Here is a 19,200-nt window from a genome sequence, read left to right as displayed (position 1 = left end):
ATGTGAAGATGTATTTAATAAGGCAGTCACAAATGGCAAAAAATAAAAACCGGAACAAAAATGTCCCGGTTCAACTTGTTACATCCATTTGATTTTAGGCTCTTCACCTTTAAAAATTCTGACGATATTGGTACGATGTCTGACAATCAATAAGACTGCAACGATAATGCTGCCGCCTAATAAAATATAATCTTGGATAATTAATGATCCGATTACACAGCAGATTGCAGCGATGATACTCGATAATGAAACGTATTTCGTCAATTTTAAAGTAATAAAGAAAATAGCTGCTAAGACTAATAATAAGATAGGTGCGACACCTAAGACGACACCTGCACTTGTCGCAACGGCTTTACCGCCTTGAAATTTAAGAAATACAGGGAATACATGTCCGACAATGGCAAATACACCGACAACAAGACCATGCATAAAGAATTCAGTTACAGCGCCTGTTGTGTGTATCGGGAACCAAAGCGGAAAGAATACAACAATAAAGCCTTTAAATATATCTAAGAAGGTAACCGCAAAACCGGCCGGCTTTCCTAACACACGAAAGCTGTTTGTCGCACCGGTATTTCCGCTGCCATACTGTCTGATATCTTTTTTGAAAAATAATTTTCCTATAATAACACCGCTCGGGAATGAACCGACTAGGTATGCGAGCAGCAACATTAGTACAATCATCATTGACCTGACACTTCCTTTGTTGATGATAACGTTATTTTACCACACTCCATATGATTGAAGTGTATTGTACGGTTATTTTTGCAATACAAATATAAATTTCAGTGTTGAAGCGATAATGTCCGCTTTTCATAGTAACAAAAACTTTTATTGAAGGAAATATTTTTTAGTAACGTTGTAAAATGTTATCATATTCAAATCAATTTCTGGCTTGCAATTTGGCTGATTTTAAGTAAGAATGTTTATTGTAATGTTTTATAAACGAACGTACGTTTGTAGGAGGCGAAGAATCGATTGGCAACAAATAAACGACAAAATTATTCGGACGATTCTATTCAAGTACTTGAAGGATTAGAAGCAGTTCGTAAAAGACCGGGAATGTATATTGGGTCAACCGATAAACGTGGTTTGCACCACTTAGTATATGAAATCGTAGATAACTCAGTCGATGAGGTATTGAACGGTTACGGTAATGAAATTAAAGTTACCATTAATAAAGATGATAGTATCACAATAGAAGATAATGGACGCGGTATGCCGACAGGTATTCATAAATCCGGAAAACCTACAGTTGAAGTAATCTTTACTATTCTTCATGCCGGAGGCAAATTCGGACAAGGCGGCTATAAAACATCAGGCGGTCTGCATGGTGTAGGTGCCTCTGTAGTGAACGCATTAAGTGAATGGCTTGTTGTTGAAATCTACAGAGACGGCTATATTTATGAGCAGCGCTTTGCGAACGGCGGATTGCCGGCAACAGGACTTGAAAAGAAAGGGAAGACACGTAAGAAAGGTACCAAAGTTACTTTCAAACCGGATCCTGAAATCTTCAAGTCTACGACTGCGTTCAATTTCGATACTTTAAGCGAGCGATTGCAAGAATCAGCCTTCCTTTTAAAAGATTTGAAAATTACTTTAACAGACTTGCGCTCTGGGAAAGAACGAGAAGAAGTCTATCATTATGAAGAAGGTATTAAAGAATTTGTAAGTTACGTCAATGAAGGCAAAGAAGTGCTGCATGACGTTACAACATTTTCTGGTGAAGCAAACGGTATTGAAGTGGATGTAGCTTTCCAATACAATGACCAATATTCTGAAAGTATCTTAAGCTTTGTGAATAACGTACGTACCAAAGACGGCGGAACACATGAAGTCGGATTCAAAACAGCAATGACGCGTGTGTTCAATGATTATGCACGTCGAATTGGTGAATTGAAAGCGAAAGATAAAAATTTAGACGGTAATGATATCAGAGAAGGTTTAACAGCGATTATTTCAGTACGTATCCCAGAAGAACTTCTGCAATTCGAAGGACAAACGAAATCTAAGTTAGGTACTGCAGAAGCAAGAAGTGCTGTAGATTCTGTTATCGCTGAGAAATTGCCTTACTATTTAGAAGAAAAAGGTCAACTATCGAAATCATTAGTTAAAAAAGCAGTTAAAGCGCAACAAGCCAGAGAAGCAGCGCGCAAAGCACGTGAAGATGCACGTTCAGGCAAGAAGAATAAACGCAAAGATACATTGCTTTCTGGTAAATTGACACCTGCACAAAGCAAGAATACTGAGAAGAAAGAACTCTATCTTGTAGAGGGCGACTCAGCAGGCGGTTCTGCTAAACTCGGCCGTGACCGCAAATATCAAGCTATCTTGCCTTTACGCGGGAAAGTTATCAATACAGAAAAAGCACGTTTGGATGATATCTTCAAAAACGAAGAAATCAATACGATTATCCACACAATCGGTGCAGGGGTAGGAACTGAATTCAAACTTGAAGACAGCAACTACAACCGTGTGATCATTATGACCGATGCGGATACTGATGGTGCGCATATCCAAGTCCTATTACTGACATTCTTCTTCAAATACATGAAGCCGCTTGTACAAGCAGGACGTGTCTTTATTGCTTTGCCGCCTTTATATAAACTTGAAAAAGGCAAAGGCAAATCGAAAAAGGTTGAATATGCGTGGACAGATGAAGAACTTGAAAAACTTCAAAAACAATTAGGCAAAGGTTTCAGTCTGCAGCGTTATAAAGGTTTAGGTGAAATGAACCCTGATCAGTTATGGGAGACAACAATGAATCCTGAGACAAGAACTTTAATTCGTGTTCAAGTCGAAGATGAAGTGCGTTCTTCTAAACGTGTAACGACATTAATGGGTGATAAAGTTGCACCGCGTCGTGAATGGATTGAACGCCACGTTGAATTCGGTATGCAAGAAGATCAAAGTATCTTGGAAAACGATGAAATCCAAATCTTAGATCAAGAAGAATATGATGAGGAGGAAGCAAATTGAGCGAAATCATCCAAGACCTTTCGTTAGAAGATGTCATAGGCGACCGCTTCGGCCGCTATAGTAAATACATCATTCAAGAACGTGCATTGCCTGATGTTAGAGACGGCTTGAAACCTGTACAGCGCCGTATTCTTTATGCAATGTATTCCAGCGGCAACACATACGACAAAAACTTCCGTAAAAGTGCTAAAACTGTCGGTGATGTAATCGGACAATTCCACCCTCACGGCGATATATCTGTATATGATGCGATGGTACGTCTGAGCCAAGATTGGAAATTGCGTCATGTCTTAATTGAAATGCACGGCAACAACGGTAGTATCGATAATGACCCGCCGGCAGCAATGCGTTATACAGAAGCAAAATTAAGCCAGTTATCTGAAGAATTGCTACGCGATATCAATAAAGAAACCGTATCATTTGTACCGAACTACGATGATACAACAACCGAACCGATGGTATTGCCTGCACGTTTCCCTAATTTATTAGTGAACGGTTCAACAGGTATCTCTGCAGGCTATGCGACAGATATTCCGCCGCATAACTTAGGAGAAGTGATTCAAGCCACATTGAAATTCATTGATAATCCGGATATTACAGTGCGCCAATTGATGAAATACATCAAAGGTCCTGATTTTCCGACAGGCGGTATTATCCAAGGTGTTGACGGCATTAGAAAAGCTTACGAATCAGGCAAAGGCAGAATCGTAGTGCGTTCAACAGTGGATACTGAAACACTGAGAAACGGCCGCCAAGAACTTGTGGTTACTGAAATTCCTTATGAAGTGAATAAAAGTTCATTAGTTAAGAAAATCGATGAATTGCGTGCAGATAAAAAAGTCGATGGTATTGTCGAAGTACGCGATGAAACAGACCGTACTGGTTTGCGTATTGCGATTGAATTGAAAAAAGATGTCAACAGCGAAGCTATTTTAAACTTCTTATATAAAAATACAGACTTGCAGATTTCATATAACTTCAATATGGTTGCTATCAGTGAAGGTCGCCCTAAGCTGATGGGTATCAGAGCAATCATCGACAGTTATCTGAACCATCAAATCGAAGTCGTAACAAAACGTACACGCTATGACTTGTTCCATGCTGAAAAACGTATGCATATTGTTGAAGGTTTGATGAAAGCTTTATCTGTCCTTGATGAAGTGATTGCGATTATCAGAGGATCTAAAAATAAACGCGATGCAAAAGATAATTTAGTCGCTGAATTTGATTTCACTGAAGAACAAGCAGAAGCAATTGTAACTTTGCAATTATATCGATTAACAAACACAGATATTGTTGCGCTAGAAGGCGAACACAGCGAACTTGAAGAACAAATCAAAGGATTGCGTAATATTTTGGATAACCATGATGCATTGCTGAATGTGATCAAAGATGAATTAAAAGAGATTCGTCAGCGTTTTAAATCAGAACGTCTTTCTCGTATCGAAGCGGAAATCTCAGAAATCAAAATTTCTAAAGAAGTGATTGTACCGAGTGAGGAAACTATCTTGAGTTTATCTAAAGATGGTTATATCAAACGTACTTCCATTCGAAGCTTTAATGCGAACAAAGTAGAAGAAGTCGGACTCAAAGACGGCGATTCGATGCTGCGCTATATCGAAACCAATACCCAGCATATTGCGCTGGTCTTTACGAACCAAGGCCGTTATCTTTACTTGCCGGTGCATAAGCTGTCTGATATCAAATGGAAAGACTTAGGTCAGCACATTTCGCAGCTTGTACCGCTTGAAAATGATGAGCATGTCATAGATGTGTTTACAGAACCGGACTTTAAGCAAGAAGCGGATTATATTATTGCGACACGAAACGGTATGATCAAAAAGAGCGAGTTAGGCTTATTCAAGACAACACGTTTCAATAAACCGCTCATAGCAATGAAGCTAAAAGACAACGATGAAGTGATTAATGTCATGCGTATCGAACAACCGCAGAATGTGACGATTATTACACATACAGGTATGTCATTAACTTATTCTACAGATGAGTTATCAAGTACTGGCTTGCGTGCTGCAGGCGTGAAATCTATCAATCTTAAAGATGATGATTATGTTGTGATGACACAATTGATTCAACCGAAAGATACGATTATCATGGCGACACAACGCGGTGCAGTCAAACGCATCGGCTATCAAGTATTAACTGAAGCCAAACGTGCACAACGCGGTATCAAGTTATTAAAAGAACTGAAAAGCAAACCGCATCGCATCGTAGGTGCTGATGTTGTCACAAATCAAATGTCAGAGTTTACATTGTATTCTAAGACACAAACTTATACAGACAAAGTTAATGCGATTCATCTGACAGAACAATATACGAATGGTTCATTCGTTGTGGATATAGATGAATTCGGTGAAGTACAAGCGATGACTATCGCACAATACGCAATCGAAGAAGCATAAAATAAAAGTTATCAAAGCTGTGCTGCAGAAGTGTTTTGAACACTTTTTCTGCCGCAGCTTTTTTTATGATTGCTAAGTGTTTTCAAAAAAATATAGTCAGACAATTGTTAAGATGATAAAATATAAGGTAGAGTGAATGAATAACAAGTGGTTGCGGATTCTTTTTGAATTTGAACCTCTTGGTATTTTTTTTATTTAAACTGAGTGGAGATGAATGTATCATGCATTATATTCCATTCATATGTATCTGACTACATAAATATTAAACAAGATATGAGGTAATTAAATGAAAGATTTTGATAGTTTAGTGCCTGGCTGGTTTAAAACATTTATCGGTGTTGGGAATGACTTGATATGGTCTCAATACCTGATTGGTTTATTATTAACAGCAGGCCTGTTTTTTACAATCAGTTCGAGGTTTGTGCAATTTACGTCATTTAGAGAGATGCTTCGCGCATTAGTTGAGAAACCAGAAACTTTAGAAAACGGCGAAAAAGGGATTTCTCCTTTCCAAGCCTTTGCAATCAGTGCAGGTTCTCGTGTAGGAACAGGGAACATTGCAGGGGTTGCGACGGCAATTGTACTAGGCGGACCAGGCGCAGTCTTTTGGATGTGGGTCATTGCATCTATCGGTGCAGCCAGTGCATTTGTAGAATCAGTGTTAGCACAAGTATACAAAGTTCCAGATGAAGAAGGCGGATACCGCGGAGGCCCTGCTTATTATATGACAAAAGGGCTTAACCAAAAATGGTTAGGTGTAGTCTTTGCGATTTTAATTACAGTCACATTCGCATTTGTGTTTAATACAGTACAAGCGAATACTATTGCGGAATCATTAAATACACAATATAACATCAGTCCTGTGATTACAGGAATTGTCTTAGCTGTAATTACTGGTATTATTATTTTCGGCGGTGTGAGAAGTATAGCGACTTTATCTTCTTTAATCGTTCCGATTATGGCGATTATCTACATTGGTGTCGTACTTGTTATTTTAGTGATGAACTATGATCAAATCATTCCGATGATTATGACAATCTTCAAGAGTGCATTCGGTGTTGAACAAGCAACAGGCGGTGCAGTAGGTGCAGCAATCTTGCAAGGGATTAAACGTGGTTTATTCTCAAACGAAGCAGGTATGGGTTCTGCGCCGAACGCAGCCGCAACAGCTGCAGTACCGCACCCTGTAAAACAAGGCTTATTGCAATCTTTAGGTGTATTCTTTGATACAATTTTAGTTTGCACAGCTACAGCTATCGTTATTTTATTATACGGCGGTTTGAAATTCGGTGAAGGTGCACCTCAAGGTGTAGCAGTAACACAATCAGCATTGAACGAACACTTAGGCAGTGCCGGCGGTATTTTCTTATCGATTGCGATTACATTATTCGCATTCTCTTCTGTTATCGGCAACTATTACTATGGACAATCTAATATCGAATTCTTATCATACAACAAAACGATTCTATTCATCTTCAGATGTCTTGTTGTAGTATTAGTTTTCTTTGGTGCAGTGATTAAAACAGAAACAGTTTGGAGTACAGCCGATGTATTCATGGGCTTAATGGCCATTGTCAATATTGTTTCGATTATCGCACTTTCCAATATTGCACTTGCTGTAATGAAGGATTATCAAATTCAGCGTAAAGCTGGTAAGAAACCTATCTTCAAACCAGAGAATCTTGAAATCAATTTATTCGGTATTGAATGTTGGGGCGATCCGGCAAAACAATTAACGCGTAAAAAATAATACAAATCATTCAATTCCCTTATCCCATATGATGAAGTATTGGCGATAAGGGGATTTTTTTGATAAATAATGAATGAAAACGCATGATTTTCAAAAAGGTTAACAAGTTGATTAAACGTTGTGGTAAAATAGTCTCTAATTCAGCACAAATCCTAATAGAAAAAGGCTATAATAAGAGAGACACAGTATTGAGGAGAAAAGGTGGTCATCATGAGCAGCTACGTGATAGAGAAAACACTGAATAATAACGTGATTATTTGTAGAGATGAAACTCACCAAAATGAAGTGGTGCTTATTGGTAAAGGCATCGGATTTAATAAGAAAAAAGGAATGTGTCTGTCAGATTCAGCAACGATAGAAAAAGTTTATAAGCTGGAGCATAAAACGGAACAAGAACATTATAAAGCATTGGTTGAAATGGCAGACGATGATTTATTGCAATCGATTATTGAAGCGATTGATATTATCACTAAAGCAGATCGCACTATAGATGATAATGATTTGGTCATTGCGCTTACAGACCATATTTTATTTGCGTATAAAAGAATCAAGCAGCAGCAATTTATTAAAAATCCTTTCTTGATTGAAACTAAACAATTGTATCCAGAATCTTATCAGATTGCGGTGCAAGTGATTGAACACTTGAATGAGTTATTGGATATAGATTTTCCAGAAGATGAAATCGGCTTTATTGCATTGCACATTGCGAGCAGCAAAGATGATTTAACGTTAAAAGAAGTGCGTTTAACGAATGAAATCATTAATAAGAGTGTACAGATTATGGAACATGATTTAGGGTACAAAGTAGATACGCAATCGATACAGTACCAGCGCTTTATCCGTCATATTCAATTCTTAATCAGACGGCTTCAAAAAGGGGAAACTATCCAAGTTAAAGAAGACTTCGGAAACATGTTGAAAGCGCATTATCCTGTGTGCTATAATATAGCTGTTAAAATCATTAAGATGATGCAGCAGCATCTTGAAGTTCCGGTATATGAAGCGGAGCTTTCGTATCTGACGTTGCATGTCTATCATTTTGCAAATAATAATCAGAATCATAACGTGTAACTAATTCGATTAGGCATGAGTCATAAAAGTTGGATACTTTCCAGCTTTTGTTACTCATGCCTTTTTTATTTGCTGTTGTGTTGATGCATGATCTTTACAATTCAATTTTATAATTTTGGGAGGAAACTTTTATGTGGAAAAAGTTTTTCGGTCAATTGCAGCGTATTGGTAAAGCTTTAATGCTTCCTGTAGCAATCTTGCCTGCTGCAGGTTTGCTGTTAGCATTAGGGAATGCCTTTCAAGGCGATGCATTACAAAGCTTACTGCCTTTCATTAAAGCAGAAGGCGTACAAAATGTCGCTAAAATGATGGAAGGTGCCGGCGGGATTATCTTTGATAACTTAGCCATTATCTTTGCGCTCGGTGTAGCCATAGGGTTAGCCGGCGGAGATGGTGTAGCAGCCATCGCAGCATTTGTAGGATTCATTGTTTTAAATAAAACAATGGGTATGTTTTTAAATGTAACACCTGAATTAGCAACAAAAGCTGATAAAGGTTTTGCGACAGTATTAGGAATTCCGACACTGCAAACGGGTGTGTTCGGGGGTATCATCATTGGGGCACTCGCCGCCTGGTGTTACAACAAGTTCTATAATATTTCGCTGCCGAGTTACTTAGGATTCTTTGCAGGGAAACGTTTCGTGCCGATTATGATGGCAACATGTTCATTCATTTTAGCGTTCCCGATGGCGATTATTTGGCCATATGTACAAGGCGGATTAAACAGCTTCAGTGAAGGCTTGCTTGCTTCAAATACTGGATTAGCTGTCTTCTTATTCGGTTTCATCAAGCGTTTATTAATTCCATTTGGTCTGCACCATATTTTCCATGCGCCATTCTGGTTTGAATTCGGTGCATACAAAAATGCGGCAGGTCAGATTATTCACGGTGACCAACGTATCTTTATCGAACAAATTCGTGATAACGTACCGTTAACTGCAGGTAAATTCATGCAAGGGGAATTCCCTGTTATGATGTTTGGTTTACCAGCAGCAGCACTTGCGATTTATCAAACAGCGAAGAAAGAGAATAAAAAAGTCATTGCAGGTTTAATGTTATCTGGTGCATTGACTTCATTCTTAACAGGTATCACTGAACCATTAGAATTCTCATTCTTATTCGTAGCACCTTTATTATTCTTTATTCATGCAGTATTAGATGGTTTATCATTCCTAGTGCTATACATCCTCGATGTGCATTTAGGTTATACATTCTCTGGCGGATTCATCGACTTCTTCTTACTCGGTATCTTGCCGAACAAAACACAATGGTGGCTAGTTATTCCGGTCGGTTTAATCTATGCGGCAATCTACTATGTGATCTTCCGCTTCTTAATCCAAAAATTAAACCTTAAAACACCAGGCCGCGAAGACAAAGAAATGCAGTCATCTACAGTATCAACGAATGAATTGCCTTTCAAAGTATTAGAAGCGATGGGCGGAGAACCAAACATCAAACACTTAGATGCTTGTATTACACGTTTGCGTGTTGAAGTCAATGACAAAGCAAAAGTCGATGTACAAGGCTTAAAAGACTTAGGTGCATCAGGTGTGCTTGAAGTCGGCAACAACATGCAAGCAATCTTCGGACCGAAATCTGATCAAATCAAACACAATATGCAGCAAATTATGGATGGTAAAATCACTTCTCCTGAAGAAACAACAGTTTCAGAAGAAGGCGACACTACAACAACAAAAATTGCTGAATCCGGCGATACAGTAATTTATGCACCGATTACAGGTGAATTAAAGCCGATTACTGAAGTACCAGACAAAGTCTTCTCTGAAAAAATGATGGGTGACGGTATTGCCATCTTACCTGAAACTGGTGAAGTCTTTGCACCATTTGACGGTGTTGTCAAAATGGTCTTCCCGACAAAACATGCATTAGGTCTGGAATCAAAAGACGGTACAGAATTATTGATCCACTTTGGTTTGGAAACTGTAAAATTAGAAGGCAAAGGTTTCGATATTTTAGTAAAAGAAAATGAAGAAATCGTATTGGGCCAACCTTTAATGAAAGTGGATTTAGATTATATTAAAGCAAATGCAGAAAGTACAATTACACCAATCGTCGTAACAAACTTGAACAATAAAACATTAGATGTTGTAGAGTATGGTAAAATTAACCACGGCGATAAAGCAGTTTTAATCAAATAATAAACAACAACGAACCAGCATCCAAGAGAAAAACAACATAGCGTTATAGTTATAAGCGTGAACAAGGAAGCAGGAAACTGTTGCTTGTTCGCGCTTTTTTTACATCAAGGAGGTCATCATGAAACAATTATTCAAAAAGTTTTTCGGACAATTGCAGCGTATAGGCAAAGCCTTAATGCTGCCGGTCGCAATTTTACCTGCAGCCGGGATTTTGCTCGCATTCGGTAATGCGATGCATAATGAACAAATTCTGCATTATGCACCATGGATGGGGAGCCATTATATTCAATTAATCAGTCAAATCATGGAAGTCTCAGGACAAGTCATTTTTGATAACTTGCCGCTGCTCTTTGCGATGGGGACAGCACTTGGCTTAGCAGGCGGCGATGGTGTGGCAGGTATTGCGGCATTGGTCGGTTATTTAATTATGAATGCTACGATGGGTAAAGTCGTGGGTGTCACAATTGACGATATTTATTCATATGCTGAAGGGGCAAAAACATTAGGCCAATCAGCTAAAGATCCTGCCCATGCTTTGATTTTAGGTATTCCGACACTGCAAACGGGTGTATTCGGCGGGATTATTATCGGTGCACTTGCTGCATGGTGTTATAACCGCTTCTACAATATTCAGCTTCCTCAATTTTTAGGATTCTTTGCTGGGAAGCGTTTCGTACCGATTATTACTTCGCTCGTCGCAATTGTAACAGGGATTGTATTAAGCTTTGTTTGGCCGCCGGTTCAAGACGGCTTGAATGCTTTATCGAATTTCTTATTAGGCAAGAACTTAGCATTAACGACATTTATCTTCGGTATTATTGAACGCTCATTGATTCCATTTGGGCTGCATCATATTTTCTATGCACCGTTTTGGTTTGAGTTTGGACATTATACGAATGAAGCGGGCAATTTGATTCGCGGAGACCAACGTATTTGGATGGCGCAATATCAAGATGGCGTGCATTTTACTGCAGGTGCCTTTACTACAGGTAAATATCCGTTCATGATGTTCGGATTGCCGGCTGCTGCGTTTGCAATTTACCGCCAAGCAAAACCAAGCCGCAAGAAAGTTGTCGGCGGACTTATGTTATCAGCAGGTTTGACAGCATTCTTAACTGGTATTACAGAACCATTAGAATTCTCATTCTTATTTGTTGCTCCGATTTTATATGTAGCACATGTTATTTTAGCAGGTTCTTCGTTCTTAATTATGCATTTGCTAGGTGTTAAAATCGGTATGACATTCTCTGGAGGATTCATTGATTATATCTTATACGGACTACTCTCATGGGATCGTTCGAATGCACTGCTCGTTATTCCGGTAGGCCTTTGTTATGCAGTAGTTTATTACTTCTTATTCACATTCTTGATTAAGAAATTAAACTTAAAAACTCCAGGACGTGAAGAAGAAGAAGTGGAAACAGAAAATGTTTCTGTCAGCGAATTGCCGTTTAAAGTGTTAGAAGCGATGGGCGGCAAAGCCAATATCAAACATTTAGATGCTTGTATTACGCGTTTGCGTGTAGAGGTTAATGACAAAGCTGAAGTGGATGTTGCAGAACTGAAAAAACTCGGCGCATCCGGTGTACTTGAAGTCGGCAATAATATGCAGGCGATCTTCGGACCGAAATCTGATCAAATCAAACACGAAATGAAACAGATTATGGAAGGCAATGTAACCGCACCAAAACCAGAAGCAGTCACAGAAGATGAAAATCAAGCAGCAAAAGCTGTTTCAGCAAACAGCGGTGCTTTAGTATATGCGCCGATGACCGGTAAAGTATTGGAATTATCAGAAGTTCCGGATAAAGTGTTTGCGGATAAAATGATGGGTGACGGTATTGCGATTTTACCTGAATCCGGTGAAGTCTTTGCGCCGTTTGACGGTGAAGTTAAAATGGTCTTTCCGACAAAACATGCTATCGGATTAGAATCAAAAGACGGTATCGAGTTATTGATTCACTTTGGTATTGATACTGTGAAATTAGAAGGCAAAGGCTTTGAAATTTTGGTGAACCAAAACGATAAAATCGTAATGGGCCAACCTTTAATGAAAGTAGATTTGGATTATATTAAAGCCAACGCAAAAAGCACAATCACACCTATCATTGCGACAAATCTGAATCAGCAAAATATTAAAGTCTTGCATCTTGGTCAAATAGAACACGGCACTGCTGTTGTAGAAATTAAATCATAATTGTATTTTGAAACTGATAAATCATAAATTCTATGTTTATCAGTTTCTTTTTAGCTTGCTTTGGGTAATGAGTTACATTGAAGCAATGCTGCAATAAAAAGTATCTTTTTTTAGTAAATAGCGATAAAATATGGTTAATTAACTACAAGGATTGGTGAATTATATGGCAAATAACGATAAACCCCATCGCTTTTCATTAAGCGAAACAAGGTTTATGAAATTTATGGGAGGCAAGAATCTGTTATTTGGCCTAATCATGCTGATATTGATTGGTGTGGCAATTTTTATTTTTGATAAGGTCTCATACATATTCCAGCCTTTTATAATTATCTTCAACACAATTGCAGCACCTGTCATTTTAGGACTGATTTTGTTTTATTTATTAGATCCTGTCATTCGATTTATGGAACGTTATAACATCCCAAGACTTTGGGGGATTATTATTCTGTTTTGTTTTGTGGCTGCAGTGATAGCACTTGTTGTGAATTTATTAATTCCGGTCATCAGCGACCAAATCAAAAGCTTTGCGCACAATTTCCCAAGATATACAGATAAGTTCAATGAGCTGGTTACGCAAGTTTCAAGCTGGTCTAACTTGCCTGGCGTATCGAACTTCTATACGCAGATACAAGATCAATTAGATAAAATTGCGAAAAAAGTACCGGGTATGGTTTCAAGTTTCTTTGATGATTTCGGAACGAAAATTATGTCGATTATCGATACAGTTGTCAACATCGGTGTCGTTATCGTTACAACACCATTCGTGTTATTCTTCTTCTTAAAAGACGGCCACCGTTTCAAAGAAAATGCGACAAAAGCAATTCCGCCGAAATACCGTAAAGATTTTCATGAAATCATTGAAAGTATGAGCATGCAAGTTGGTTCTTATATCCAAGGACAAATGATAGTGTCATTTTGTATCGGGGTCTTGCTCTTTATCGGCTACTCGATTATCGGTTTGGATTACAGTTTAGTTTTAGCATGTATTGCAGCTGTAACGAGTGTCGTACCGTATTTAGGACCTACGATTGCGATTTCTCCTGCCATTATTATGGCATTGATTACATCGCCGATTATGCTGATCAAACTGATTGTCGTATGGACAGCAGTGCAATTTATCGAAGGACACTTTATCTCTCCGAACGTTATGGGTAAAACATTGAAAATCCACCCATTAACCATTATCTTCGTGTTGTTATGTGCAGGTAATCTTTTAGGTATTGTAGGGGTTATCTTAGCTATTCCGGGTTATGCGGTCATCAAAGTATTGGTTATGCATTTATTCGGTATGTACAAACGCAGATACAACCGCTACTACGGTCAAGATTCTGGTCCGTATGAAGTGGCAGACGAAGAATGGGCAGATAATCCGAACAATGAAATCAAATAAGTACAAGGTTAAGGCATGACACTTTTGTTAGGTGTGATGCCTTAATTTTTTGTCACATGCACAAGGATATGTGGTAATATTTTCATATATTATAAAAGATTTCATGACTGATTGTGCAATCAGAATAAATAGAATCGAGTGGAAATATGTCGAAAAGAATGAAAAGCAGATTAATCACAGGTGCTAAAGCAGTGTTTGCGGCAGTACTTTTTATCATAGTTGTGATGACGTTATATCGAGAACTCTCAACCATTAACTTTAAGAAATTGTTTATGCTCTTTGAAAAATTAAACCGTGTGGAACTGACAAGCTTGCTTGTGGTAGGCGGACTATCCATTTTACTGTTGAGTTTTTATGATGTGGTAATGGTGCGTACGTTGAAACTGAAAATGCCGATGATGAAAGTGATGCGTGTCAGCTATATTATCAATGCTTTGAATTCGATTATCGGGTTCGGAGGGTTTATCGGTGCGGGTGTGCGTGTATCGGTATATAAACAATACACGAAAGACACGAAAACTTTGCTGCACTATATTTCATTAGTGCTGCTGTCGATGCTGACAGGCTTAAGTTTATTATCTATTTTAGTTGTGACACATGTCTTTAATGCCAAGCATTTGCTGGATGATTATCCGGTGGTACATGTCTTGTTATATGTAGTGGCGTGCTTCTTGCCAGTGTTTGTATTTGTGACGATTAAAAAGCCTGTACAGCAATCACATCGTTTTACAGGTGTCTATTTGACGATTGTTTCAAGTATTGAATGGCTTGCTGCGAGTATGGTTTTGTATTTTGCATTGCGTATCGTTGATTTGAATGTGGAATTTACTTCATTTGTCGGCATCTTTATTATTGCAGCAATTGCGGGTTTGATCAGTTTCATTCCTGGGGGCTTTGGCGCATTTGATGTCGTGATATTGGTCGGTTTGAAACATTTGAATCTGCCGGAAGAAAAGATTGTTTTAGCCTTGATGCTGTATCGTTTTGCTTATTACATTGTACCGGTTGTCATTGCGTTGATTTTATCAATGTTTGAATTCGGGACTTCAGCCAAACGCTACCTTGAACAATCGAAATATTATACGCCTGCAAAAGAAGTGACATCGTTCTTGTTTTCTTATCAAAAGATGATCACGCAAAAGATTCCGTCACTGTCTTTAGCAGTACTCGTTATGTTTACAAGTATGATGTTCTTATTAAACAATGTCAGTATCATTTATGACGGACTTTATGACCCGAATCACATGTTTTATTATATTGTGGTAACGATTCATACTAGTGCATGTTTGATTTTAATGCTGAATGTACGCGGTATTTTCAAACAAAGCCGGCGTGCGATTTTATTTGCGATGATTTCTGTTATTTTAATTTTTATCATTACGGTTTATACCAATACGTCGTTTTTATTAATTACATGGCTGATCATTGTCTTTGGTTTATTGGTTTATGCGTTCTTAAAAGCACAAGTGCTCAAACGTCCGATTCGTTTGCGCCACTTGATGTCGATGCTGATTATTTCGGTTGTGATGTTAACGTTGAATCATTTTGTCATTGCTTTTGTATTAGAAGCAGTCGATGCGTACCGCATTGAGGTCGACAATTCGATGTTGCGCTATTATTTATGGCTGACGATTTTAGCAGTGATTGTTATTGTGACATTTATCGTATGGCTGTTTGAACAAGCATATAAAAAAGTGAAACCTGATAATGATATTGCACAATGCGAAGCGATTATCGAACAATACGGCGGCAACTATTTAAGTCATTTGCTGCATAGCGGAGACAAACAAGTGTTTATGGATGAATCAGAAGAGGCTTTTATTATGTATCGTCTGAAAGCCAATTGTTTAGTTGTGCTCGGTGATCCGATTGGTAATAAAAATCGCTTTAACGCCTTGTTAGAAGCGTTGTATCATTACGCCCGATATGTTGGGTATGAAATTATTTTCTATCAAGCTACAGACCGTTATATGCCGCTGTATCATGATTTTGGGAACCAGTTCTTTAAACTTGGGGAAGAAGCGGTTATCGATTTAAGCACGTTTACAACTTCAGGCAAAAAACGCAGAGGTTTTCGTGCTACGTTAAATAAAGTCGAAGAACAAAACATCAGTTTTGAAATTATCGAACCGCCGTTTAATCAAGATTTGCTGAAAGCGTTAGAACAAGTCAGTGATGCGTGGCTGGACGGCAAAAATGAAATGCATTTTTCAGTCGGGCGTTTTACACATGATTATTTAGAGAAGGCACCGGTCGGTATTTTAAGAGAGGCGGACGGACGCATTATTGCTTTTTGCAGCTTAATGCCGATTCATAATGATGAAGCTATTTCTGTCGATTTGATCCGTTGGCTGCCGGAAGTAGATTTACCGCTGATGGATGCGTTGTATCTGCATATGCTATTGTGGAGTAAAGAACAGGGGTATCAAGCTTTTAATATGGGTATGGCGACTTTATCTAATGTGGGTCAAAATGAATACTCGTATTGGAATGAGCGTTTAGCAGGAAAAGTATTTGATAACTTTAATACTTTGTATCGCTTCAGTGGTTTAAGACGATATAAAGAGAAATTCAAACCGAACTGGGAACCGCGCTTTTTAGTATATTCGCGTCATAGTTCGTTATGGCAAGGAATGTACAAAGTTCTGTGGGTAATTCGCTCCAAACATTAAAATTATAACTGTATTCAAGGCTGAGGCAGCGTATTCGTTGTCTCAGCTTTTTTTACAGGCATGTAAATTTTGTTGACGAAATATTATTTCTAAAGCCAAAATTCAGAAAAATAAGAATAGTCTATTGACATTACGCTGTATTAGTTCTATACTACTGAATAAATTAATAAAACTTATCCAGAATGGTGGAGGGACTGGCCCAACGATACCAGGCAACCTATTTAAGTTAGGTGCTAATTCCAGCAGGTGAAGACCTGAAAGATAAGCCCAGCGAGTCTATCTTTTTCAGGTAGGCTCATTTTTTATATACTCAAGGAGGAAATGAACATGACAAATGATTTTAAATTCGAAACGTTGCAATTACACGCAGGACAAGAGGTAGATCAATCTTCGCATTCGAGAGCGGTACCGATTTATCAAACGACTTCATTTACATTCGACGATACACAACACGCAGCTAACTTATTTGGTTTAAAAGAACTTGGTAATATCTATTCTCGTTTAACTAACCCTACTGTAGCAGTATTTGAAACACGTGTTGCTGAACTTGAAGGCGGGGTTGCAGGGATTGCGGTAGCATCAGGTATGGCTGCGATTACTTATGCAATTCAAACTGTAGCAGATGCTGGCGACCACATCGTAGCAAGCTCTACTTTATACGGCGGTACACATACATTATTTGCACATACTTTACCTAAATTCGGTATCGATGTTTCTATCGTTGACAGCAAAAACTTTGATGAAGTGAAAAACGCAATCAAAGATAATACCAAAGCGATATATATTGAAACTGTAGGGAACCCTGAAGGTAACGTTGAAGACATTGAAAAATTAGCTGATATTGCACATGAAGCAGGTATCCCATTAATCGTAGATAACACATTCGCTTCTCCATACTTAATCAATCCGATTAAATACGGTGCAAACATTGTGGTGCATTCTGCAACTAAATTTATCGGCGGTCATGGTACTTCTATGGGCGGTGTTGTTGTAGACGGCGGTAACTTCGACTGGACACAAAATGACAAATTCCCTGGTTTAACTGAGCCTGATCCTTCTTACCATGATTTAGTATTCACTGAAGCTTTCGGCCCAGCTGCATTAGCTTTCAAAATCAGAACAACTTTACTTCGCGATACAGGTGCAGCGTTATCTCCATTTAATGCTTTCTTATTATTGCAAGGTTTAGAAACATTATCATTAAGAGTGGAACGTCATGTTGAAAACGCAGAAAAAGTAGCGAAATTCTTAGAAGGCCACGAAAAAGTAGAATGGGTTAAATATGCAGGCTTGCCTTCAAGCGAATATTACGACTTAAAACAAAAATACCTTCCAAAAGGCGCAAGCTCAATCTTTACATTCGGTGTTAAAGGCGGCTATGAAGCAGGTATTAAATTTATCGAATCATTAGAATTATTCTCTTTACTTGCGAATGTTGGGGATGCGAAATCATTAGTCATTCACCCAGCTTCAACAACACATGCGCAATTAAATGAAGAGGATCAATTAAAAGCAGGTATTACACCTGAAACTATCCGTGTATCTATTGGACTTGAACATATTGATGATATCATCAATGACTTAGAAAAAGGATTAGACGCGATTTAAGATGCTCTTTACTGATGGAATTCCTATTCTGCCTGTATTAAAGCAGGAACACATCGATTTTGAAGATAAACGGATAACTAATGGTTTGAATTTATTGATTGTTAACCTTATGCCTATGAAACAAGATGCTGAAAGACAGTTGTTAAGATTGCTTGGGCAGACGTGTCACGACATTAATGTCGACTTTATCTATCCGGTTACTCATCAACCTAAATCTTCTTCGAATCGACATGCTGAGCAGTATTATAAGGAATTTGATGAGATTAAAGATAATTATTATGATGGTTTTATAATGACAGGTGCACCTGTAGAACATCTTGATTTTTCTGCTGTAGATTATATAGAGGAACTCAAAGAGATTTACGATTGGTCGAATACCCATGTCAAACAGCGTTTATTTATATGCTGGGGCGCACAGTTTGCGTTGAACTACCGTTACGGTATTCATAAACGGATGTTTAATGAAAAACTGACCGGGATTTATCGTTATCAAATCTTACAGGCGCATCCTGCGTTGTTTGAAATTCCAGAATATATTATTCCGCAATCTAGGAGTTCTTATATGGATCCTGCTGAATTGATGGAAGAAGCGGACTTAGATGTTATTACTTACAGTCCGTATACGGGTGTTGATTTCATTTCAAATAAAGACCAATCGGATTTGTATATCGGCGGGCATTTTGAATATGAAAGCAATACATTGTTAAATGAGTTTATACGAGATAGTGAGAAGAATGCAGCTTCTGCCGCAAAACCTAAAAACTATTTCAGAGGAGATTCATTAGAACCGCTTCCAGCACATTGGATTCCTTATGGTCAGCAGCTCTTTCAAAACTGGACGGATATGATGGAACAGTGCCGTTTTCCAGTAGAGGAAAAAGAAGCGGATATTCTTGATAAGTAACTTGTCTTTGCAAGCTGAATAAATAAAAAAACAATGCGCGAGCACATCCT

General features: G+C 38.3%; 11 protein-coding genes and 1 riboswitch. Of the genes, 10 read left to right on the top strand and 1 reads right to left on the bottom strand.

Annotated elements, in window-relative coordinates; all coding sequences use genetic code 11:
* Nucleotides 1–78: 78 nt before the first annotated feature.
* Nucleotides 79–687 (bottom strand): glycerol-3-phosphate 1-O-acyltransferase PlsY, encoded by a 609-nt coding sequence (gene plsY / locus DVJ99_RS05160; protein ID WP_105992868.1) that lies wholly within the window; start codon nt 685–687, stop codon nt 79–81.
* A gap of 291 nt (nt 688–978) precedes the next feature.
* On the opposite strand from plsY, the gene parE reads away from it, so the two are divergent.
* The 10 genes from parE to DVJ99_RS05110 all read left to right on the top strand — a co-directional run bounded on the left by parE (nt 979) and on the right by DVJ99_RS05110 (nt 19,150).
* Nucleotides 979–2,979 carry a DNA topoisomerase IV subunit B gene (parE, locus tag DVJ99_RS05155; protein ID WP_105992867.1) on the top strand — a complete coding sequence of 667 codons (2,001 nt, stop codon included), beginning with the start codon at nt 979–981 and terminating at the stop codon, nt 2,977–2,979.
* Complete coding sequence (parC, locus tag DVJ99_RS05150) at nt 2,976–5,399, top strand: DNA topoisomerase IV subunit A (protein WP_114603414.1); 2,424 nt, start codon at nt 2,976–2,978, stop codon at nt 5,397–5,399. The genes parE and parC overlap by 4 nt, the downstream gene beginning before the upstream one ends.
* A gap of 286 nt (nt 5,400–5,685) precedes the next feature.
* Nucleotides 5,686–7,149, top strand: coding sequence for a glutamine transporter AlsT (gene alsT / locus DVJ99_RS05145; RefSeq protein WP_114603413.1), 1,464 nt, complete (start codon nt 5,686–5,688; stop codon nt 7,147–7,149).
* A 210-nt stretch (nt 7,150–7,359) separates the two neighbouring features.
* Nucleotides 7,360–8,220, top strand: coding sequence for a glucose PTS transporter transcription antiterminator GlcT (gene glcT / locus DVJ99_RS05140; RefSeq protein ID WP_114603412.1), 861 nt, complete (start codon nt 7,360–7,362; stop codon nt 8,218–8,220).
* 131 nt (nt 8,221–8,351) lie between these two features.
* Nucleotides 8,352–10,379: a glucose-specific PTS transporter subunit IIBC gene (gene ptsG, locus DVJ99_RS05135; protein ID WP_114603411.1), complete on the top strand. Its 2,028-nt coding sequence runs from the start codon at nt 8,352–8,354 to the stop codon at nt 10,377–10,379.
* Nucleotides 10,380–10,497: 118 nt separating this feature from the next.
* Entirely contained in the window at nt 10,498–12,576 is a 2,079-nt protein-coding gene (gene ptsG / locus DVJ99_RS05130; protein ID WP_114603410.1) for a glucose-specific PTS transporter subunit IIBC, read from the top strand.
* A 163-nt stretch (nt 12,577–12,739) separates the two neighbouring features.
* On the top strand, nt 12,740–13,966 hold the full coding sequence (locus tag DVJ99_RS05125) for an AI-2E family transporter (RefSeq protein ID WP_114603409.1): 1,227 nt from the start codon (nt 12,740–12,742) through the stop codon (nt 13,964–13,966).
* Nucleotides 13,967–14,112: 146 nt separating this feature from the next.
* Nucleotides 14,113–16,638, top strand: coding sequence for a bifunctional lysylphosphatidylglycerol flippase/synthetase MprF (gene mprF, locus DVJ99_RS05120; protein ID WP_114603408.1), 2,526 nt, complete (start codon nt 14,113–14,115; stop codon nt 16,636–16,638).
* A 170-nt stretch (nt 16,639–16,808) separates the two neighbouring features.
* Nucleotides 16,809–16,906: riboswitch (SAM riboswitch) on the top strand.
* A gap of 59 nt (nt 16,907–16,965) precedes the next feature.
* Nucleotides 16,966–18,246, top strand: coding sequence for an O-acetylhomoserine aminocarboxypropyltransferase/cysteine synthase family protein (locus DVJ99_RS05115; RefSeq protein WP_105992859.1), 1,281 nt, complete (start codon nt 16,966–16,968; stop codon nt 18,244–18,246).
* Nucleotide 18,247: 1 nt separating this feature from the next.
* Nucleotides 18,248–19,150, top strand: coding sequence for a homoserine O-acetyltransferase/O-succinyltransferase family protein (locus tag DVJ99_RS05110; protein WP_105992858.1), 903 nt, complete (start codon nt 18,248–18,250; stop codon nt 19,148–19,150).
* Nucleotides 19,151–19,200 lie beyond the last annotated feature (50 nt).

Origin of the sequence: Staphylococcus sp. EZ-P03 (assembly GCF_003344575.1) — a bacterium.
Taxonomy (GTDB): domain Bacteria; phylum Bacillota; class Bacilli; order Staphylococcales; family Staphylococcaceae; genus Staphylococcus; species Staphylococcus simulans_B.
This window is presented reverse-complemented; position numbering and strand designations above follow the sequence as displayed.